The organism is Pseudomonas sp. FDAARGOS_761 (assembly GCF_013343155.1).
In the GTDB taxonomy this organism is placed as follows: Bacteria; Pseudomonadota; Gammaproteobacteria; order Pseudomonadales; family Pseudomonadaceae; genus Pseudomonas; species Pseudomonas aeruginosa.
Genome location: NZ_CP054572.1, coordinates 4,437,224 through 4,455,958, shown reverse-complemented (window position 1 = coordinate 4,455,958; position 18,735 = coordinate 4,437,224). Strand labels below are relative to the sequence as shown.

The following is an 18,735-nucleotide window of genomic DNA, read 5'->3' as shown; positions in this document are numbered from 1 at the left end:
AAGGGCGGATGATCGCTGGCGATCGTCCGCCGTTGCGCCATGCGCTCCCGCGGTCTTCCTTCAGAAACCGACCGAGGCCTGTACGTACAGGGTGCGCGGCTGGCCGACGTAGAGGCCCTTGTTGTTGTCGTCGAACGAGCGGGTGTAGTAGCGGCGATCGAACAGGTTCTTCACCCCCAGGCCGAGCTTGAGGTCGTTCAGTTGCGGGCCGAAGTCGTAGGTGCCGCGCGCGCTCCAGACCATCCAGCCGGCGATCCGCCCGGTGCTGCCGTCGGCGCTTTCGCTCTCGGTGTTGGCGTTGTCGGCGTACTGGCTGGTCTGGAAGCTGCCGTCGAGGTTGTAGCTCCAGGCACCGGTGCGGTAGTTGGCGCCAAGGGTGCCCTTGTGCTTCGAGGAGAACGGCACCTGGTTGCCCTTGTTCGGCCCGTCCTCGCGAATGCTCGCGTCGACGTAGGCGTAGCTGGCATAGACGTCGAAGCCGGAGAGCAGCGGGTCGAGATCGGCCAGGTCGTAGGCGATCGCCGCCTCGATGCCCTTGTGCCGGGTCTTGCCGCGGGCGGTCACGCTGTCGGTCTGCTGGTTGCTCTCGTACTGGTTGTCGAAGTTGATCAGGAAGGCGCCCAGTTCGGCGCGCAGGATGCCGTCGTCGTAGCGGCTGCCGAGTTCCCAGGTGCGGGCCTTCTCCGGCTCGATGTCGCCGCTCTGCACTGCCTTGCCCATCTGGCTGTACTGCACGGTGCCGAACGAGCCCTCGGTGTTGGCGTAGAGGTTCCAGCTCGGCGTGAGGTGGTAGATCACGTTGAGCGCCGGCAGCGAGGCGTTGTAGCGGCCGCTGTCCTTGCTGTTCTTCAGCAGGTTCTTCTGTTCGGAGTCGATCTTCTCGTAGCGGATGCCAGGGGTGATGGTCCAGTTGCCGATGTCGATGCGATCGTCGATGTAGAACGCGTTGGCTTCGGTGCTGCCGCGGGTGTCGCGGTCGTTGCGGCTGCCGGTGCTGGGTAGCTGGCCGCTGTCGGCGCGGGTCCAGTAGCGCAGCTCGTGGCTGGCTTCGTTGACGTAGCGGTGGCCGATGCCCACTTCGTGGCGACTTTCGCCCAGCTCGAAGCCCTGGCTGAAGCGGGTTTCCAGGCCTCGCACCCAGTATTCGCGCGGCGACAGGGTGAGGTTGCGGCCCTGGTCGAGGTAGCCGCTGCGCAGGGTCTTGGTGAAGAAGCCGGTGACGTTGAGCTTCTGGCTGGCGTTGGGGGTGTATTCGTAGCTGGCGCTGGCCAGGGTACGGCGGCCCCAGAACTTGTCGTAGGGACGGGTCGACTGGTACGGATCGTCGCGGTAGGCCGCGGTGCTGAGGCCGCCGGGCATGTCGGCCTCGCCGTCGTAGTACTGGGTCATCGCCGAAAACGCGTGTTCGTCGCTGGGCTGGAAGCGGCCCTTGAGAATCAGGTCGTCGATCCGCGTATCGCTGTGCTCGCGCCAATCGCCGCCGCGGGTGCCGGAGTAGAGCAGGGCGCCGCCGAGGCCGTTGGCGCCGGTGCCGCCGATCAGCACGTTGTGGGTGGTCTTCAGGCCGTCCTGGCTGGAGCTGGGGCTGAGTTCGCTGTGCACGTCGAGCTTGGTGGCGAAGTCCTCGGGGATCGCACGGGTCACGAAGTTGACGATGCCACCGACGTTCTGCGGCCCGTAGCGCACCGCGCCGCCGCCGCGGACCACGTCCACCGCGTCCATGTTGCCGATGGACACCGGCGCCAGCGACAACTGTGGCTGGCCGTAGGGAGCGAAGGGCACCGGGATGCCGTCCATCAGCACCGTCGAGCGCGACGCCAGGCGCGGGTTGAGGCCGCGAATGCCGAAGTTCAATGCCAGGTCGTGGCTGCCGGTGCCGTTGTTGAGCGGCGCGCTGACCCCGGGAATGCGCTCCAGCACTTCGCGGGTGCTGGCCGCGCCTTGGGCCTGGAACTGCTCGCGGCGGACCACGTCGCGCGCACCGGGATGCTCGAAGACGTCGGCGGCGCTGGCGTCGGCCAGCCAGTCGCCGACCACGGTGAGCGCCTGCAGGTTGGCCGGGTCTTCCACCGGCAGCGCCTCCAGGGTATAGGCGCCGTCGCCGCGGGCGCGCGCCTCCAGGCCGGAGCCGGCGAGCAGGGCGGCCAGGGCTTCCTCCAGGGTGTACTCGCCGTCCAGCGCCTGGCTGCGTCGCGCGGCGGTCTGTTCCGGGCTGAAGGCGATCAGCACGCCGGCCTGGCGGCCTAGGTGGTTCAGCGCCTGCTCCAGCGGCTCGGCAGGCAGGCGGTAGTACTGGCGGGCATCGGTGCGGATCTCGGCGGCGCAGGCGCTGCCGGCGGAAACCAGGACGGGACCGCCGAGGCAGGCGAGGAGCAGGGCGCGGCTGAGCGGCGACAGGGCGCGTGACGGGGACATGAGGGACACTCCAGTGGATCTTTCGAGGTTGGCTTTCCTCCTCTGTCACGCGAGGTGGGGAAAAAGGCTCAGGTACGCGGAAATATCTTTCCGCTCATTCGCGCGGGTGCACGCCGACCCAGTAGCGGGTGACGCGCCGTACCTCCACAGGCAGCACCGCCGGCAGGGTGGCGAGGATCCGCTCGCTATCGTCCAGCGGATAGCTGCCGGAAATCCGCAGGCCGCCGATGCGCGGGTCGCAGCCCAGCCGGCCGGGGCGGTAGCGCGCGACTTCGGCGAGGAATTCGTCCAGGCGCATGCCGGCGGCCACCAGCATGCCGTCGGTCCAGGCGCCGCTGCCGACCGGCAACGGCTGCGGAACGCCGAGTCGCTCGCGGTCGAAGTCCAGCTGCCGGCCGCTGGGCAGCAGCAGGCCTTGGCCGGCGTGGTTCTCCACCTGCACCGCGCCTTCGTGGACGGCGACGCGGGTGCGTCCGGCGAACTGGCGCACGTCGAACCGGGTGCCCACCGGTCGCAGCCGGCCTTCCGCGCTGTACACGTGCAGCGGGCGCGGGTCCTGGCCGGTGCTGAGCTGGATTTCCCCGCGCAGCAGGAGCAGGCGCCGTTCGCCGGCATCGAAGCGTACATCCACCGCCGTGTCGCTGTTCAGCTCGAGGCGACTGCCGTCGGCCAGGGCCAGGCGCCGGCGTTCGCCGACGCCGGTGGCATAGTCGGCGCTCCAGCGCTGCAGGCTGCCGCTCTCGCGCAGGCCCCAGGCGCTGCCGCCGGCGGCCAGGACCAGCAGCAGGGTCTTCAGCGCGCGCCGGCGTTGCGGCGAATGCGGTGCGTTGATGGCGGCCAGGGCCAGTGGCGTGCCTATCCCGGCCAGGCGCTGGTTGACCGCCTCGATGTGGCGCCAGGCCTGCTCGTGTTCCGGGGCCGCCTGGCGCCAGCGCTGCCAGGCCTGGCGCAGGCGTTCGTCGTCGGCGCCGCCCTGCAGCTCGACCAGCCAGCGCACGGCCTGTTCGGCCACCTGCGGCGGCACCTTGGGTGCGGCGGGCAGGCTCATGGCAGCTCGGCGAAGTAGCAGCGTTGCGCAGCCTTGAGCATGTAGCGCTTGACGCTGCTCAGGGAGATGCCCAGCTGCGTGGCGATCTCGGCGTAGCCCAGGCCGTCGAGCTGGGCCAGCAGGAAGGTCTCCTTGGCCAGCGGCGGCAGACCGTCGAGCAGGCGGTCCAGCTCGACCAGGGTCTCCAGGACGATGGCGCGGGTCTCTTCGCTGGGGACTTCCCGCTCGGGGAGGCTGGCCAGGGCTTCCAGGTAGGCGCGCTCGACGTCCTGGCGGCGGTAGTGGTTGCACAGCACGCGGCGGGCGATGGTGGTGAGGAAGGCGCGCGGTTCGTCGATGCGCGCGGCCTGGCGCGAAACCAGGACCTTGACGAAGGTGTCCTGGGCCAGGTCGGCGGCGTTCTGCGGGCAGCCGAGGCGGCGCCGCAGCCAGCCCGTGAGCCAGTGGTGGTGGTCGCTGTAGAGGGTATGCAACGCGGCCGCGTGGGCGAGGTCGGCGCTCGACACCTGGACATTCCCGGAGCAGAAGGATTAACGAATGATAATAGTTATCATTTTATGCTGCGGGAATGCCTGCCTACAACCGCAGGCTGTCGGCGCCTGGCTTTCAGGAGGCTTTCAGGGCGGCGCGGTACTGCCCCGGGGTGGCGCCATGGGCTTCGCGGAAGCGCCGGTTGAAATGGCTCGGACTGGCGAAGCCGCAGGCCAGCGAGACCTCCTGGAGCGACTGCGCGGAGTACGCCAGCAGGTCGCGGGCCCGCGCCAGGCGTCGTTCCAGCACGTAGCGGTGCGGCGGCAGGCCGAAGGAGACGCGGAACATGCGCGCGAAGTGGTACTCGGAGAGCGCCGCCAGCTCCGCCAGCGACCCCAGTTCCAGCGGCTGCTCCAGGTGGCTTTCGATGTAGTCGGCCAGGCGCCGCCGCACGTGCGCGGCCAGCCCGCCCTGCCAGCGTACGTCGGTACGCCTGCCGCACCCGGTGAGCAGCAGGTGGTCCACCGCCTGGTGGGCGAGGCTGGTGCATAGCAGGCGCTCGCCGGGTTCGTTCCAGTCCTGTCGTTCCAGGGTCCGGCACAGGGCGGCCAGCGGCTCGTCTTGGATGTAGGTGCGCTCCTCCAGTTGCAGGCTGCGTGGTTCGCAATCGAGGGTGCGTACCGCCGCGCCGGCCAGGCGTTCCGGGCTGATGTACAGGTGCATGAAGCCCAGGCCGCGTGTCACCGCCCAGTCGGAGTGGTGTTCGGCCGGCATCACGCAGAAGCGGTCGGGGCCGCCATAGAGCCCGGGACGATCGCGGCGGAAGGTCTGCCAGCCGCCCTGCAGGTAGAGCGACAGGGTGTGATGGCCGGGGTCGCTGTAGCCGAGGATCTCCGCTTCGTCGCGGTACCAATGGGCGAGCGCCAGGCCGTCGCTGAGCGTGCTGCTGCGCAGCAGGCGCGCATTGGAGGTCCGGTCGAGGGTGCGGAATACCTGGAAATCGCTGGGTTGGTGCATGCCGGCCATGCTACCCGCGCCCGGACGCTGCCGCGAGAGGCGGCGGATGAAAAGCGCAAGAATGGACAATGGTCGCGCCCGGCTTCGCCCGCAGACTGACGGCATCCTGTCGTTGCGGAGTCGCCATGAATCTTTCGCTGTACCTGCTCACCGTGCTCATCTGGGGCACCACCTGGATCGCCATCAAACTGCAGATGGGCCCGGTGGCGATCACCCTGTCGATCGCCTACCGCTTCGCCCTGGCGGCGCTGGTGCTGTTCGCCGTGCTGCTGCTCGGCCGCCGCCTGCAAAGGCTCGACGCACGGGGCCAACGCCTGTGCATGGCCCAGGGCGTATGCCTGTTCTGCCTGAATTTCATCTGCTTCTATACCGCCAGCCAGTGGATTCCCAGCGGCCTGGTGGCCGTGGTGTTCTCCACCGCCACCCTGTGGAATGCGCTGAACGCCCGCCTGTGGTTCGGCCAGCGCATCGCGTCGAACGTGATGGCCGGTGGCGGTCTCGGCCTGCTCGGCCTGGGGCTGCTGTTCTGGCCGGAACTGGTGGGTCACCAGGCCACCCCGGAAACCTTCTACGGCCTCGGCCTGGCCCTGCTCGGCACGCTGTGCTTCTCCACCGGCAACATGCTTTCCAGCCTGCAACAGAAGGCCGGCATCCGCCCGCTCACCGGCAATGCCTGGAGCATGCTCTACGGCACCCTGATCCTCCTGGCGCTGTGCCTGTTCCAGGGCGTGCCGCTGAATTTCGACTGGAGCGCGCGCTACGTCGGCTCGCTGCTGTACCTGGCGATCCCCGGCTCGGTGATCGGCTTCACCGCCTACCTGACCCTGGTCGGGCGCATGGGCCCGGATCGCGCCGCCTACTGCACCGTGCTGTTCCCGGTGGTGGCGCTGAACATCTCGGCCTTCGCCGAGGGCTACCGCTGGACCGCACCGGCGCTGGCCGGGCTGGTCCTGGTGATGCTCGGCAACGTCTTGGTGTTCCGCAAGCCGAAGGCGCCGGCGCTGGCCGGGCCGGCGCGCTCGACCTAGCGGAGAGGGAGGCGCGCTCAGCCGCGTCGCCACACCTGTGGATTGACCAGGTCCAGCGGCCGCTCGCCGCGCAGGGCCGCCTCGAAGTTCTGCAGCGCCCGCTCGGCCATGGCCCGGCGGGTCTCGTGGGTGGCCGAGCCGATGTGCGGCAGGGTCACCACGTTGTCCAGGGCGAACAGCGGCGATTCGGCCAGCGGTTCCTTCTCGTAGACATCCAGGCCGGCGCCGAGGATGCGTTTCTCCCGCAGGGCGGCGACCAGCGCGGCCTCGTCGACCACCTGGCCGCGGGCGACGTTGACCAGGATCGCCGAGGGCTTCATCAGGCCCAGTTCGCGCGCGCCGATCAACCGCCGGGTCTGCGCTCCCAGCGGCACCACCACGCAGACGAAGTCGGCCTCGCCGAGCAGTTCGTCGAAGCCGAGGAAGCGCGCGCCGAGTTCCTGTTCCAGTTCCGGCTTGCGGTTGTTGCCGTGGTAGAGCACCTGCATGCCGAAGCCGAAACGGCCGCGCCGGGCGATGGCCGCGCCGATCCGGCCGAGGCCGAGGATGCCGAGTTTCTTGCCATGCACATCGGTGCCGAACTGCGGGGCGTCGACGGTGCGCTTCCAGTTCCCGGCCTTGACCCAGGCGTCCAGCTCGGCGACCCGTCGCGCGGCGCTGATCAGCAGGGCGAAGCCGAGGTCGGCGGTGGTCTCGGTGAGGACGTCGGGCGTGTTGGTGAGAGCGATGCCGCGGCGGTTCAGGTAGTCCAGGTCATAGTTGTCGTAGCCGACCGAGACGCTGGAGATGACTTCCAGCTGCTTCGCCTGTTCCAGTTGCCTGGCGCCGAGCGGCCGGCCGACGCCGATCATGCCGTGGGTATCGGGCAGGGCGGCGGCGTACTGGGCGTCGATGTCGCCCTGTTTCGGTTCGAGCACGCGGACGTTGAACTGGCGTTGCAGGCGTTCGAGATGCTCGGGGGCGAGGCGACTGAAGACGAAGACGTTCTTTTTCATGACGGGACTCTGCAAGCGGGAGCGAAAGCGCCGACCATACCACCGCCATCGAAGCGGCGGGCAGGGGCCCGCCACTGGGCGGGCGATTATCGGCTCAGGAGGGTCTTCCGAGTTCCAGGCCCAGCTCCACCAGCGCCGCTTCGTCGCGCTGGAGCAGGCCGGGCAGGCTTTCCTTGAGGTATTCCACCCAGGTCTTGATCTTCGCGTCGAGATACTGCCGCGAAGGGTACAGCGCATAGACGTTGAGCTGTTGCAGGCGGTGTTGCGGCAGGACCCGCACCAGGGTGCCCTTGCCCAGGTCCTCGATGGCCGAATACACCGGCAGGATGCCGATGCCCAGCCCGGAGCGGATCGCCTCGGTCATGGCGTCGCCGACATTGACCTGGAACGGCGAGGCGCCGATGGAGACCATTTCCTGGCCGTTGGGACCGTCGAACAGCCAGCGATCCAGCGGCACCACGGGGCTGACCAGGCGCAGGCAGTCGTGGCTGGCCAGCTCCGAAGGCTCGCTCGGCGTGCCGTTCAGGCGCAGGTACTCCGGCGAGGCGCAAAGAATGCTGTAGGTCTCGCCGATGCGCTGGGAAATGAAGCCGGAATCGGGTAGCTCGGAGGCCACCACGATGGCCACGTCGAAGCCCTCGTCGAGCAGGTCCGGCACGCGGTTGGCCATGGTCAGGTCGAAGGTCACGTCGCGGTACTGCTGGCGGTAGCCGGCGATGGCGCGGATCACGTAGTGCTGGCCGATGCCGGTCATCGAATGCAGCTTCAGCTTGCCGGCGGGGCGGGCATGGGCGTCGCTGGCTTCGGCCTCGGCTTCCTCGACGTAGGCGAGGATCTGCTCGCAGCGCAGCAGGTAGCGCTGGCCGGCCTCGGTGAGGGCGATGCGACGAGTGGTACGGTTGAGCAGGCGGGTGCGCAGGTGCGTCTCGAGGTTGGCCACCGCCCGCGAGACATAGGCGGTGGTGGTGTTGAGCTGCTGGGACGCCGCGGTGAAGCTGCCGGTTTCCGCCACGCAGACGAAGGCTCGCATGTTTTGCAGGGTGTCCATCGACGGGGCCTCCTAGGCACGCGCAGAAGTGTGTCAGATTGTTGCGAGGGCGGATTATTTCACATTACGCAATAAACAATCGCACTTGAGCCAGCTTATCAGCAGCCGCCAGCCTCTTAAAATTCATCGGCCCCCGAGCGCACGAACGCTCGAGCGGGTTGAACGGCGCCCGTACCGTTCAAATTCCGTGCTTCGCCCCTCCAGGATCAGACAACGTGCCGCGTGCTCTCAGGAAGGAACTGACCTTGGTCGGCTCCTTCGTCGGTTTTCTCGTCGTTTTCTCCGCAATATCCGGTTGTGTCAGTACAGGCGATATCGCCCCCCAGGCCGCCACGCTCGACGCCAACGCCCTGGCCACCGACCATGCGATCCAGGCTGCCGCCCGCGAGGCCGGCTGGCCGCAGGCGCAGTGGTGGAAGGTGTATGCCGATCCGCAGCTGGACGCCTGGATCGAGAAGGCGCTGGACGGCAATCCAGGCCTGGCGGTAGCCCATGCGCGGGTACGCCAGGCGAAGTCCATGGCCGGGCTGGTGGAGTCCATCGAGTCGCCGCAGATCGAGGGCAAGGGCTCGCTGGTCCGCCACCGCTGGCCGGACGACTATTTCTACGGCCCCGGCGACCTGGCGCGGACCACTTCCTGGAACAACTCCACCGAGATCGGCCTGAACTACAAGCTCGATCTCTGGGGGCGCGACCGCAGCGACAGCGAGCGCGCCGTCGACCTGGCCCACATGGCCGCCGCCGAGGCGCGCCAGGCGCAGCTCGAGCTGGAGGGCAACATCGTGCGCGCCTACGTCCAGCTCTCGTTGCAGTACGCCGAGATGGACATCGCCAAGGCCATGCTGCAACAGCAGCGCGACATCCTCGCCCTGGCCCAGCGTCGCCTGCGCGGCGGCATCGGCACGCATTTCGAGGTCAGCCAGGCGGAAGTGCCGCTGCCCGAGTCCGAGCGCCGCATCGAGGTGATCGACGAAGAAATCCAGCTCACCCGCAACCTGCTCGCCGCCCTGGCCGGCAAGGGCCCGGGCGAGGGCCGCACGATCCGCCGGCCAAGCCTGAACCTGGCGGCGCAGCCGAGCCTGCCCAGCGCCTTGCCGGCCGAACTGCTCGGTCGCCGCCCGGATGTGGTCGCCCGCCGCTGGCAGGTCGCCGCCCTGGCCAAGGGCGTGGACGTGGCGCGCGCCGACTTCTACCCCAACGTCGACCTGATGGCCTCGGTCGGCTTCAGTGCCGTCGGCGGCGGCATGCTGGAGTTCTTCCGCAGCGCCAAGTACACCTACAGCGCCGGCCCGGCGGTGACCCTGCCGATCTTCGACGGCGGCCGCCTGCGTTCGCAGTTGGGCGAGGCGGCGGCCGGCTACGACGCGGCGGTGGAGCAATACAACCAGACCCTGGTGGATGCGCTGAAGAACATTTCCGACCAGTTGATCCGCCTGCATTCGGTGGACATCCAGAAGGACTTCGCCGCGCAATCGGTGGCTTCCGCGCAGAAGACCTACGATATCGCCACCCTGGCCTACCAGCGCGGCCTCACCGATTACCTCAACGTGCTCAACGCGCAGACCCGGCTGTTCCAGCAGCAACTGGTCCAGGAGCAGGTGCAGGCCGCCCGGCTGGCCGCCCACGCCAGCCTGCTCACCGCCCTCGGCGGCGGCGTCGGGGCCGGCGCCGATACGCCGGCGCAGCGGAAGCTGGCGCCGGAGAACGTCCCGGTCAGAGCGGTATCTTCGCGATGAGTGGCCGCTCCGCTGGTTTCGCCCTGCCCAGCCGCGACGAGTGGCGGCGCGCGCTGGCCGAGTGGGCGCGCAGCGACGGGGCGACCTGGATCTACGTGTTCAAGGTGCTCTGCGCGGCCTTCCTGACCCTCTGGCTGGCGATGCGCCTGGAGTTGCCGCAACCGAGCACGGCGACCATCACCGTGTTCATCGTCATGCAGCCGCAGAGCGGCCAGGTGTTCGCCAAGAGCTTCTACCGCATCCTCGGCACCCTGGTCGGCCTCAGCGTGATGGTCACCCTGATCGCCCTGTTCGCCCAGGAGCGGGTGCTGTTCCTGCTCAGCTCGGCGATCTGGATCGGCCTCTGCACCGCCGGGGCCGCCCGCTACCGTGACTTCCGCTCCTACGCCTGCGTGCTCGCCGGCTACACCGCGACGCTGATCGGCATCCCCGCCACCAGCCATCCGGAAGGCGCCTTCATGCAGGCGATCTGGCGGGTCCTGGAAATCAGCCTGGCGATTCTCTGCTCGGGCGTGGTCAGCGCGGTGATCATGCCGCAGACCACCAGCGCGGCGATGCGCAATGCGCTGTACGTGCGCTTCGGCCTGTTCGCCGCGTTCGTCCTCGACAGCCTGCGCGGGGTCGGCGGGCGCGAGCGCTTCGAAAGCAGCAACGTGGCCTTCGCCGCCCAGGCCGTGGGCCTGGAGACGATGCGCGCGGCGAGCGCCTTCGAGGATCCGCACATGCGCCTGCGCAATGGCCGGCTGATTCGCCTGAGCAGCGAGTTCATGGCCATGAATACCCGTTTCCACGCCCTCCACCAACTGCTCGAACGCCTGCGCGCGCAGGGCTCCACCCAGGTGCTGGAAGCGTTCGAACCGTGCCTGGAGGAAATCACCGGGCTGCTCGAGGAGATCCGTGGCCGCGCCGTCACCGACCATGACGCCGAGCGCTTCGCCCAGCGCCTCGCCGACTGCCGCGAACGCCTGATGGCGCGCATCCGCCAGGCGCGCGGAGAACTGCTGGCGCGGGAGCCGGGTGAAGAGGCGCGGCTGGACTTCAATACCGCCGCCGAGCTGCTCTACCGTTTCGCCGAGGAAATGCACGACTACGCCCTGACCCATGCCTCGCTGGCCGCCCACCGCCACGAGCGCGAGCAGTGGAAGGACGCCTTCACCGCCAAGGCCAACGCGGTGGCGGCGGCAGTGGCGGGGATGCGTACCGGGTTGATGATCCTGCTGTTCGGCTGTTTCTGGATCTACAGCACCTGGCCCAGCGGCGGCACCTTCGCCCTCAATGCGGTGGCGGTCTCGGCGTTGGCCTCGGCGGCGCCGAACCCGAAGAAGGTCGCCATGCAGATGGCCATCGGCACCATGGCGGCGGCGCTGCTCGGCTTCAGCGAGATGTTCTTCGTCTACCCGCACATCGACGGTTTCCCGCTGCTGTGCCTGGTGCTGGCGCCGGTGTTCGCCCTCGGCGCGTTCATCTCCTCGCGGCCGCAGTGGGCCGGCTACGGTCTCGGCCTGCTGGTGTTCTTCTGCTTCGGTTCGGTGCCGGCGAACCTGACCGTCTACGACCCGGCCCACGTGATCAACGAGTACATCGCCCTGATCCTCTCGATGCTGCTCTCGGCCGCGGCCGCCGCGGTCATTCTGCCGCCCAACAGCGCCTGGCTGTGGAAGCGCCTCGAGCGCGACCTGCGGATGCGCGTGGTGTTCGCCATCAGCGGCAGGAGCAGGGGGCTTGGCTCGGCCTTCGAAAGCGGCACCCGCGACCTGCTGAACCAGGCCTATGGCGTCGCTGCCGGGCGCCCGGACGTGCAGCGCGGCCTGCTGCGCTGGATGTTCCTGGTGCTCGAGGTCGGCCACGCGATCATCGAGCTGCGTCGCGAGCAGGAGCGCCTGCCGGACGAACCCTGCTACGCCGAGGCCATGCCCTGGCGCCAGGCGATCCGCGCCATGGGGCGGGCTCTGATCCGACTGTTCGTGCGCCCTGGCGCGGAGAACCTGGAGCGCGCCCTGGCGGCCGTCGACCAGGCCATCCACGCGGCCAGGCACACCGACGAACCCTGCGCGCCGCACTTCGACAGCTCGCCGCTACGGCGGGTGCGCAGCTACCTGCACTTCATCCGTTCTTCCCTGCTCGCGCCGACCTCGCCACTGACCGAACTGGCCGGCCGGACGAGCGGCCAAGGTACCGTCCATGCCTCGTGAAATCGCCATCCATGGGGTCTACATGCCGACCCTGACGCTGTTGTTCGTGATCGCCGCGGCGCTCACCTGGGGGCTCGACCGGATCTTCGCCTCGCTCGGCCTGTATCGCTTCACCTGGCACCCGGCGCTGTTCCGGGTCAGCCTGTTCGCCTGCCTGTACGGCGGCCTGTCCCTGACCATCTACCGCTGAGGCGGTAGCGCACCTCTTCGTTATCGTGAGCCAACCATGACCTTGAAATCCGTAATCAGCCTGCTGGCGACCCTGCTGATCCTGCTGGTCGCCGTATTCATCGGGCGGACCCTGTGGGTCAACTACATGGACACCCCCTGGACCCGCGACGGTCGCGTGCGCGCCGACGTGATCAATGTCGCCGCCGACGTTTCCGGGATCGTCGTCGACGTCCCGGTGCGCGACAACCAGTTGGTGAAGAAAGGCGACCTGCTGATGCAGATCGACCCCGACCACTACCGTATTGCGGTGAAGCAGGCCGAATCGCTGGTTGCCTCGCGCAAGGCGACCCTGGAGATGCGCCAGCTGAACGCCCGGCGGCGCGCGGAAATGGATGAGATGGTGGTCTCCCGAGAAAGCCGCGACGACGCCCACAACACCGCCGCCGCGGCGATGGCCGACTACGAGCAGGCCAAGGCCCAGCTCGACGCCGCGCGCCTGAACCTGGAGCGCACCCGGGTGGTGGCGCAGGTCGACGGCTACGTCACCAACCTCAACGTGCACCGTGGCGACTACGCGCGGGTCGGCGAGGCGAAGATGGCGGTGATCGACAAGAACTCCTACTGGGTCTACGGCTACTTCGAGGAAACCAAGCTGCCGTACATCCGCGAAGGCGACCCGGTGGACATGCAACTGATGAGCGGCGAACACCTCAAGGGCCACGTGGAAAGCATCGCCCGCGGCATCTACGACCGCGACAACCCGGAAAGCCGCGAGCTGACCGCCGACGTCAACCCCACTTTCAACTGGGTGCGCCTGGCCCAGCGCGTGCCGGTGCGGGTACACATCGACGAAGTGCCGGACGGCGTGCTGCTCTCGGCGGGGATCACCTGCACGGTGATCGTCAAGCCACAAGGGCGCGACGACCAGGCCTCGGCGGCGCACGCGCCGGGGCGGGCCGGTTGAGTGAAAGAGGCATGGAGAAGCCCGGCGGATGCCGGGCTTTTTCGTTTCGGCGGGGCGGAAGAGGGCGCCACTCGCCAGGAATACGCTGCGGTTGGCGGCTGCCGGCGGTGAATATCCACCCGGCGGCCTACGCTCCGACCTGTTCGGCCGGCGACACGATCAGGCCCTTGCCGCCGCGCGAGCGGCCGGAGCTGAGGTAGTCGGCGATGGATTCCTGGGTGACCTCGCCGAGGAACTGCTGGTCCGGGTCGAGCACCGGCAGCCAGGAGCTGTTGAACTCGTACATCCGCGACAACAGGATGCGCAGGTGCTCGTCGTGGCTGGCGGTGACCCGGAACGGGGTGATGAACGGCGCGCAGGTGCCCTCCTGGCGGCGCAGGTCCTTGCGTCGCACGTAGCCCAGGCCCTTGCCCTGGTCATCCACCACGATCAGGTAGCGCCGGTCGTTCTCGTCCATCAGTTCCAGCGCCTCGGCCACCGGGGTCTGCGGCCGGGCGGTGACCAGGCTGCTGTCGGCGGCGTCCTCGGCGCGCACCAGGAGCAGGCGCTTGAGCGTGCTGTCCTGGCCGGTGAAGGCGCTGACGAACTCGTCCGCCGGGTGCGCCAGCAGGGTATCCGGGTGGTCGTACTGGAGCAGCCGGCCGCTCTTGAATACCGCCACCTTGTCGCCCAGCTTGATGGCTTCGTCGATGTCGTGGCTGACCATGATCACGGTCATGCCGAGCTTGCGCTGCATCTCGAAGAACTCGTTCTGGATCGACTCGCGGTTGATCGGATCGACCGCGCCGAACGGCTCGTCCATCAGCAGCAGCGGCGCGTCCGCCGCCAGCGCGCGGATCACCCCGACGCGCTGCTGCTGGCCGCCGGAGAGTTCGCGCGGGTAGCGTTGCAGGTACTGCTTGGGCTCCAGCTTGACCATGCTCATCAGCTCGCGGGCCTTCTCCTTGCAGCGCGCCTTGTCCCAGCCGAGCAGGCGCGGCACGACCATGATGTTTTCCTCGATGGTCATGTTCGGGAACAGGCCGATCTGCTGGATCACGTAGCCGATGTGGCGGCGCAGGGTGACTTCGTCGAGGTCCGCGGTGTCCTGGCCGTCGATCAGCACGCGGCCGGAGGTCGGCGGGATGATCCGGTTGATCATCTTCAGGGTGGTGGTCTTGCCGCAGCCGGAGGGGCCGAGGAAGACGCAGATCTCGCCTTTCTCCACGGTCAGGCTGACGGAATCGACGGCGCGGAACTCCTTGCCGTTCTTCTGGGTGAAGGTCTTGCTGAGCTTGTCCAGTTCGATCATGTTCGGCTCCTGTCAGTGCGCGCTGGCGCGCAGTCCCTTGGGGGTGAGGATGCGTTGCAGCCATTGCAGCAGCAGGTCGGCGACGATGGCCAGGAGGCTGACCAGTACCGCGCCGACCACCAGCATCGGCATGTTGCTCTGGCTGATGGAAGTGAGGATCAGCACGCCCAGGCCGCCGGCGCCGATCACCGCGGCGATGGTCATCACGCCGATGTTCATCACCACGGCGGTGCGTACGCCGGCGAGGATCACCGGCACCGCGAGGGGAATGTCGACCATCCGCAGGCGTTGCCAGAAGGTCATGCCGATGCCCTTGCCGGCCTCGCGGATGCCCGCTTCGACGCCGGTCAGGGCGAGGTAGGTGTTGCGCAGGATCGGCAGCAGCGAATAGAGGAACACCGCGGTGATCGCCGGCAGCGGCCCGAGGCCCTGGCCGAATACCGAGTAGACCGGCATCAGCAGGCCGAACAGGGCGATCGAGGGGATGGTCAGCATCACCGTGGCGGCGCCCTGCAGCGGGCCGGCCAGCCACGTGAAGCGGGTCATCAGCACGCCCAGCGGCACGCCGACGAGGATCGCCAGGCCCACGGCGACCAGTACCAGCAGCAGGTGCTGGAGGGTGAGCTGGCCGATCTGGGACCAGTCGAGATGGGAAAGCACGCTGAAGAAGTCCATTACTGGCTACCTCCCTGGCCGGCCTGGCCGTCGTCGAGCAGGCGGTGTTCGCGGAGGAAGTCGGCGGCGACCTTCTGTGGCGTCTGCTGCTCGATATCGACCCGCGCGTTGAGCGCCTGCATGGTGGCGTCGTCGAGCCGCTCGATGATCGGATCGAACAGCGTGGCGAACTCCGGATGGCGCTGCATGACCTCCTTACGCACCACCGGGGCGGCGTTGTAGAAGGGGAAGTACTGCTTGTCGTCCTTCAGCACGCGCAGCTTGAAATCCTTCAGGCGGCCGTCGGTGGTGTAGACGAGGCCGAGGAACACCTGGCGGTTCTTCAGCGCGGTGTAGACCAGCCCGGCGTCCATCTGGCGGATGTCGTTGCGGGTGAAGTGCAGGCCGTACAGCTCGCTCATGGGGCCGAGGCCGTCGGGGCGGCCGGCGAACTCCGGGTCCATGGCGAACAGGTGGGTGCTCCCGGGCTCGGCCTCCTGCTGTTCGGCGAGCACCCGCGCGAGATCGCTGACGCTCTGGATGCCCAGGCGCTCGGCCTGTTCCTCGGGCATGGCCAGGGCATAGGTGTTGTTGAAGCGGGTCGGCTTCAGCCAGACCAGGCCCTGGGCTTCGTCGAGTTGCTTGACCCGGCGGTAGGAAGCCGCGGCGTCGAGCTTCTCGTCGATGTGGTTGTAGACGATCAGCGACGAGCCGGTGTACTCCCAGACGATATCCAACTGGCCGCTTTCCTGGGCGGCGCGGGCCAGGGTGCTGCCCAGGCCGGTGGTGACCGTCACGTCGTAGCCGCGCTTCTGCAGGAACTGCGCGGTGATGGCGGTGAGGATGCGCTGCTCGGTGAAGGTCTTGCCGCCGATGCGCAGGGTTTCCGCCTGCGCCAGGCCGGCGGCGAGCAGGCCGGCGCAGGCCAGGCAGAGTGAGCGGATCAGTCGGTTCATCAGGCCTCCTTGGCGGTCAGGCCGCGTTCCAGGAACATGCGGCTGAACAGCACCACCAGGGCGTCCAGCAGCAGGGCGAGGAGCGCCGTGCAGGCGGCGCCGAGCAGCAGTTGCTGGTGGTTGTTCAGGTAGATGCCGGGGAAGATCAGGCTGCCCAGGCTGTTGGCGCCGATCAGGAACGCCAGCGGCGCGGAGCCGACGTTCAGCGCCAGGGCCACGCGCACGCCGCCGACGATGATCGGCACCGCGTTCGGCAGTTCCACCCGCAGCAGCACCTGGTTGGGCGTCATGCCGATGCCGGTGGCGGCTTCCTTCAGCGCCGGCGAGACATTGCGCAGGCCCTCGTAGGTGTTGCGCACGATCGGCAGCAGCGAGGCGAGGAACAGGGCGAGGATCGCCGGGCCGTTGCCGATGCCGATGATCGCCAGGGCGATGGCCAGCACCGCCAGCGGCGGGATGGTGTTGCCGACGTTGAACACCTGCATCAGGCGTTCGGCCTGGGCCTGCATGCCGGGACGGCTGAGCAGGATGCCGGCCGGCACGCCGACCAGCAGGGCGGCCGCCATCGAACTGAAGACCAGCACCAGGTGGGCCTGCAAGTAGAACAGCAGGTCCTCGCGGTAGTGGAGGATGGTCGCGGGGGTGATCCAGTGGATCAGCAAGGCCAGTACGGCGGCTGCGGCGCAGAGGCCGAGCAGGGCCTTGCCACAGGTTTTCACCATGGTCGGGACTCCCTTCGGAATGAGCGTTGGCTACGCTGTCGGGCGCTTCGTCGAAGCGCGGAAACAGGCCGGAAATCAAAGGCTTCGGATGGGCACCGAATTGCCGACCCTGAAAGGGTTGACCGTTCGTCGTTCGCGGAGGTTCAACGAAACGGCCATGCTTGTGCCATGACCGGGCCTGGGCAAGCGGCCGCAGCCGCCGTCTCGCCTGGGCTGGCGGCGAACGAAGAAATTTTCCCGGGGGAGCGGGCGAGAAGGGCGTTGCCGCGTCGGCGGCGCGCCATGCACCGTATCGGTGCGCTCGACGCCCAGGGCTTTTCTGCGGTTATGATGCGGGTTCCGAAATTTTCTCGGGCTTTTCCAGACATTCGCACCCCACGGTTCACGGATCGGCCTTTTGGGGTAGGTGTTTTACCTTCTGCTAAGGGAGTACCCCGCGTCATGCTCGATCTCGTCGCGGCATTCATTGCCTTGACCACCTTGCTCACCTACGTCAACTACCGCTTCATCCGCCTGCCGCCGACCATCGGCGTGATGGCCACGGCGCTGGTGTTCTCGCTGATCGTCCAGGGTCTGTCGGAACTGGGCTATCCGATCCTCGAGGTGGAGATGCAGGAAATCATCCGCCGCATCGACTTCTCCGAAGTGCTGATGACCTGGTTCCTGCCCGCGCTGCTGTTCGCCGGCGCACTGCACGTCGACCTCTCCGACCTGCGCAGCTACAAGTGGCCGATCGGCCTGCTGGCCACCGCCGGGGTGCTGATCGCCACCTTCGTCATCGGTGGCCTGGCCTACTACACCTTCCCGCTGTTCGGCTGGCAGGTGGATTTCATCTACTGCCTGCTGTTCGGCGCGCTGATCTCGCCGACCGACCCCATCGCCGTGCTCGGCATCCTCAAGTCCGCCGGCGCGCCGAAACCGCTGGCGACCACCATCGTCGGCGAGTCGCTGTTCAACGACGGCACCGCGGTGGTGGTGTTCGCCATCATCCTCGGCATCCTCCAGCTCGGCGAGGCGCCCACGGTCAGCGCCACGGCGATCCTCTTCGTCCAGGAAGCCATCGGCGGCGTGCTTTTCGGCGCGGTGCTCGGCTACGGCGTGTTCGTGATGATGCGCGGCATCGACCAGTACCAGGTGGAGGTCATGCTGACCCTCGCCCTGGTCATCGGCGGCGCCGCGCTGGCCGCGCGCCTGCACGTATCGGCGCCGATCGCGATGGTGGTGGCCGGGCTGATCATCGGCAACCACGGACGCCACTACGCGATGTCGGACGAGACCCGGCGCTACGTGGACAAGTTCTGGGAGCTGATCGACGAGATCCTCAACGCCCTGCTGTTCGCCCTGATCGGCCTGGAGCTGCTGCTGTTGCCGTTCTCCTGGCTGCACGTGGCGGCGGCCTTCGCCCTCGGCGGCGCGGTGCTGGTCTCGCGCCTGCTCACGGTGGGTCCGGCGATCCTGGTCCTGCGCCGTTTCCGTGGCGCCAACCGGCAGGTACCGGCGGGCACCATCCGCATCCTGGTCTGGGGCGGGCTGCGCGGCGGCGTCTCGGTGGCGCTGGCGCTGTCCCTGCCGCTGGGGCCGGAGCGCGACCTGATCCTCAGCCTGACCTACATCGTGGTGCTGGTATCGATCCTGCTCCAGGGGCTTTCCATCGGCCCGCTGGTGCGTCGTATCTACGCCGGCCAGCCGCTGGAGAAAAGCGAGGGGGCGCACTGAGCGCAGCCTTCGCAAGGCGAGCGCCCGCCGTCATGGCGGGCGTTTTCGTTGGCGGCCATCAGGCGCTGTCCTGTGGCGCTTCGTTGCGATAGGTGCCGCGCAGGTTCATCGCCGCCAGGCAGACCTGCAGCAGGATCAGCGCATAGGCCTGGGCGTACAGGCCCCAGGCGATCCACAGCAGGTTGCTGGCGAGGAACACCCAGAAGCCGACCTTGCGTCGTCGCCGATGCGCCGACGCCACCAGCCAGGCGGCCACCACCGTGACCAGCATGGCGGGCCATTGCAGGTAGTCCAGCCAGTGCATGCGTGCA

17 protein-coding genes are annotated in these 18,735 nt (G+C 68.1%); 6 read left to right on the top strand and 11 right to left on the bottom strand.

Translation table 11 applies throughout. From position 1 onward, the window contains the following. Positions 1-60 precede the first annotated feature (60 nt). The 4 genes from fecA to mdrR1 all read right to left on the bottom strand — a co-directional run bounded on the left by fecA (position 61) and on the right by mdrR1 (position 4,951). Entirely contained in the window at positions 61-2,415 is a 2,355-nt protein-coding gene (gene fecA / locus FOC67_RS20700) for a TonB-dependent Fe(3+) dicitrate receptor FecA (protein WP_009313410.1), read from the bottom strand. Positions 2,416-2,509: 94 nt separating this feature from the next. Then, entirely contained in the window at positions 2,510-3,463 is a 954-nt protein-coding gene (locus FOC67_RS20695; RefSeq protein WP_009313412.1) for a FecR domain-containing protein, read from the bottom strand. After that, positions 3,460-3,969, bottom strand: a complete 510-nt coding sequence (locus tag FOC67_RS20690) for a sigma-70 family RNA polymerase sigma factor (RefSeq protein ID WP_003092999.1) — start codon at positions 3,967-3,969, stop codon at positions 3,460-3,462. Before FOC67_RS20690 ends, FOC67_RS20695 begins: the two co-directional genes overlap by 4 nt. 100 nt (positions 3,970-4,069) lie before the next feature. Continuing rightward, the gene (gene mdrR1 / locus FOC67_RS20685; protein ID WP_003132628.1) at positions 4,070-4,951 is read right to left on the bottom strand and encodes a transcriptional regulator MdrR1; all 882 of its coding nucleotides are present in this window, start codon (positions 4,949-4,951) and stop codon (positions 4,070-4,072) included. Positions 4,952-5,076: 125 nt separating this feature from the next. On the opposite strand from mdrR1, the gene FOC67_RS20680 reads away from it, so the two are divergent. Beyond that, on the top strand, positions 5,077-5,979 hold the full coding sequence (locus FOC67_RS20680) for a DMT family transporter (RefSeq protein ID WP_003092997.1): 903 nt from the start codon (positions 5,077-5,079) through the stop codon (positions 5,977-5,979). Positions 5,980-5,996: 17 nt separating this feature from the next. On the opposite strand, the gene FOC67_RS20675 is transcribed toward FOC67_RS20680, so the two are convergent. Both FOC67_RS20675 and FOC67_RS20670 read right to left on the bottom strand, forming a co-directional pair. Further along, positions 5,997-6,974 (bottom strand): D-glycerate dehydrogenase, encoded by a 978-nt coding sequence (locus tag FOC67_RS20675; RefSeq protein WP_003137762.1) that lies wholly within the window; start codon positions 6,972-6,974, stop codon positions 5,997-5,999. 94 nt (positions 6,975-7,068) lie between these two features. Continuing rightward, positions 7,069-8,022: a LysR family transcriptional regulator gene (locus FOC67_RS20670; RefSeq protein ID WP_003092994.1), complete on the bottom strand. Its 954-nt coding sequence runs from the start codon at positions 8,020-8,022 to the stop codon at positions 7,069-7,071. A 245-nt stretch (positions 8,023-8,267) separates the two neighbouring features. Between FOC67_RS20670 and FOC67_RS20665 the strand changes: the two genes are divergently transcribed. Genes FOC67_RS20665 through FOC67_RS20650 form a run of 4 tightly spaced genes read left to right on the top strand, consistent with a single transcriptional unit; the run spans position 8,268 to position 13,085 of the window. After that, positions 8,268-9,758: an efflux transporter outer membrane subunit gene (locus tag FOC67_RS20665; protein ID WP_031627515.1), complete on the top strand. Its 1,491-nt coding sequence runs from the start codon at positions 8,268-8,270 to the stop codon at positions 9,756-9,758. After that, the gene (locus FOC67_RS20660) at positions 9,755-11,950 is read left to right on the top strand and encodes an FUSC family protein (protein ID WP_003092992.1); all 2,196 of its coding nucleotides are present in this window, start codon (positions 9,755-9,757) and stop codon (positions 11,948-11,950) included. The genes FOC67_RS20665 and FOC67_RS20660 overlap by 4 nt, the downstream gene beginning before the upstream one ends. Continuing rightward, positions 11,940-12,140, top strand: coding sequence for a DUF1656 domain-containing protein (locus FOC67_RS20655; RefSeq protein WP_003111589.1), 201 nt, complete (start codon positions 11,940-11,942; stop codon positions 12,138-12,140). Before FOC67_RS20660 ends, FOC67_RS20655 begins: the two co-directional genes overlap by 11 nt. Before the next feature lie 36 nt (positions 12,141-12,176). After that, positions 12,177-13,085, top strand: coding sequence for an HlyD family secretion protein (locus FOC67_RS20650; RefSeq protein WP_009313419.1), 909 nt, complete (start codon positions 12,177-12,179; stop codon positions 13,083-13,085). A gap of 127 nt (positions 13,086-13,212) precedes the next feature. Here FOC67_RS20650 and FOC67_RS20645 read toward each other — a convergent pair whose 3' ends face one another. Genes FOC67_RS20645 through FOC67_RS20630 form a run of 4 tightly spaced genes read right to left on the bottom strand, consistent with a single transcriptional unit; the run spans position 13,213 to position 16,708 of the window. Next, complete coding sequence (locus tag FOC67_RS20645) at positions 13,213-14,376, bottom strand: betaine/proline/choline family ABC transporter ATP-binding protein (RefSeq protein ID WP_009313420.1); 1,164 nt, start codon at positions 14,374-14,376, stop codon at positions 13,213-13,215. 12 nt (positions 14,377-14,388) lie between these two features. Then, a complete protein-coding gene (locus tag FOC67_RS20640; protein ID WP_009313421.1) occupies positions 14,389-15,051 on the bottom strand; it encodes an ABC transporter permease in 663 nt (220 codons plus the stop codon). Continuing rightward, positions 15,051-15,986 carry a glycine betaine ABC transporter substrate-binding protein gene (locus tag FOC67_RS20635; protein WP_003092983.1) on the bottom strand — a complete coding sequence of 312 codons (936 nt, stop codon included), beginning with the start codon at positions 15,984-15,986 and terminating at the stop codon, positions 15,051-15,053. The genes FOC67_RS20640 and FOC67_RS20635 overlap by 1 nt, the downstream gene beginning before the upstream one ends. Further along, positions 15,986-16,708, bottom strand: a complete 723-nt coding sequence (locus FOC67_RS20630) for an ABC transporter permease (protein WP_003092982.1) — start codon at positions 16,706-16,708, stop codon at positions 15,986-15,988. The genes FOC67_RS20635 and FOC67_RS20630 overlap by 1 nt, the downstream gene beginning before the upstream one ends. Before the next feature lie 441 nt (positions 16,709-17,149). On the opposite strand from FOC67_RS20630, the gene FOC67_RS20625 reads away from it, so the two are divergent. Beyond that, complete coding sequence (locus FOC67_RS20625; RefSeq protein WP_003092979.1) at positions 17,150-18,424, top strand: sodium:proton antiporter; 1,275 nt, start codon at positions 17,150-17,152, stop codon at positions 18,422-18,424. 58 nt (positions 18,425-18,482) lie between these two features. Here FOC67_RS20625 and FOC67_RS20620 read toward each other — a convergent pair whose 3' ends face one another. Continuing rightward, positions 18,483-18,728 (bottom strand): YgjV family protein, encoded by a 246-nt coding sequence (locus FOC67_RS20620; protein WP_009313422.1) that lies wholly within the window; start codon positions 18,726-18,728, stop codon positions 18,483-18,485. Between the last annotated feature and the right edge of the window lie 7 nt (positions 18,729-18,735).

Bases quoted from the DNA above. Each gene is read 5' to 3' on its own strand.
- FOC67_RS20640 (WP_009313421.1), bottom strand. From the start codon at position 15,051: ATGGACTTCTTCAGCGTGCTTTCCCATCTCGACTGGTCCCAGATCGGC.
- FOC67_RS20655 (WP_003111589.1), top strand. From the start codon at position 11,940: ATGCCTCGTGAAATCGCCATCCATGGGGTCTACATGCCGACCCTGACG.
- fecA (WP_009313410.1), bottom strand. From the start codon at position 2,415: ATGTCCCCGTCACGCGCCCTGTCGCCGCTCAGCCGCGCCCTGCTCCTC.
- FOC67_RS20650 (WP_009313419.1), top strand. From the start codon at position 12,177: ATGACCTTGAAATCCGTAATCAGCCTGCTGGCGACCCTGCTGATCCTG.
- FOC67_RS20660 (WP_003092992.1), top strand. From the start codon at position 9,755: ATGAGTGGCCGCTCCGCTGGTTTCGCCCTGCCCAGCCGCGACGAGTGG.
- FOC67_RS20675 (WP_003137762.1), bottom strand. From the start codon at position 6,974: ATGAAAAAGAACGTCTTCGTCTTCAGTCGCCTCGCCCCCGAGCATCTC.
- FOC67_RS20680 (WP_003092997.1), top strand. From the start codon at position 5,077: ATGAATCTTTCGCTGTACCTGCTCACCGTGCTCATCTGGGGCACCACC.
- FOC67_RS20695 (WP_009313412.1), bottom strand. From the start codon at position 3,463: ATGAGCCTGCCCGCCGCACCCAAGGTGCCGCCGCAGGTGGCCGAACAG.
- mdrR1 (WP_003132628.1), bottom strand. From the start codon at position 4,951: ATGCACCAACCCAGCGATTTCCAGGTATTCCGCACCCTCGACCGGACC.
- FOC67_RS20635 (WP_003092983.1), bottom strand. From the start codon at position 15,986: ATGAACCGACTGATCCGCTCACTCTGCCTGGCCTGCGCCGGCCTGCTC.
- FOC67_RS20630 (WP_003092982.1), bottom strand. From the start codon at position 16,708: ATGGTGAAAACCTGTGGCAAGGCCCTGCTCGGCCTCTGCGCCGCAGCC.
- FOC67_RS20645 (WP_009313420.1), bottom strand. From the start codon at position 14,376: ATGATCGAACTGGACAAGCTCAGCAAGACCTTCACCCAGAAGAACGGC.
- FOC67_RS20620 (WP_009313422.1), bottom strand. From the start codon at position 18,728: ATGCACTGGCTGGACTACCTGCAATGGCCCGCCATGCTGGTCACGGTG.
- FOC67_RS20670 (WP_003092994.1), bottom strand. From the start codon at position 8,022: ATGGACACCCTGCAAAACATGCGAGCCTTCGTCTGCGTGGCGGAAACC.
- FOC67_RS20625 (WP_003092979.1), top strand. From the start codon at position 17,150: ATGCTCGATCTCGTCGCGGCATTCATTGCCTTGACCACCTTGCTCACC.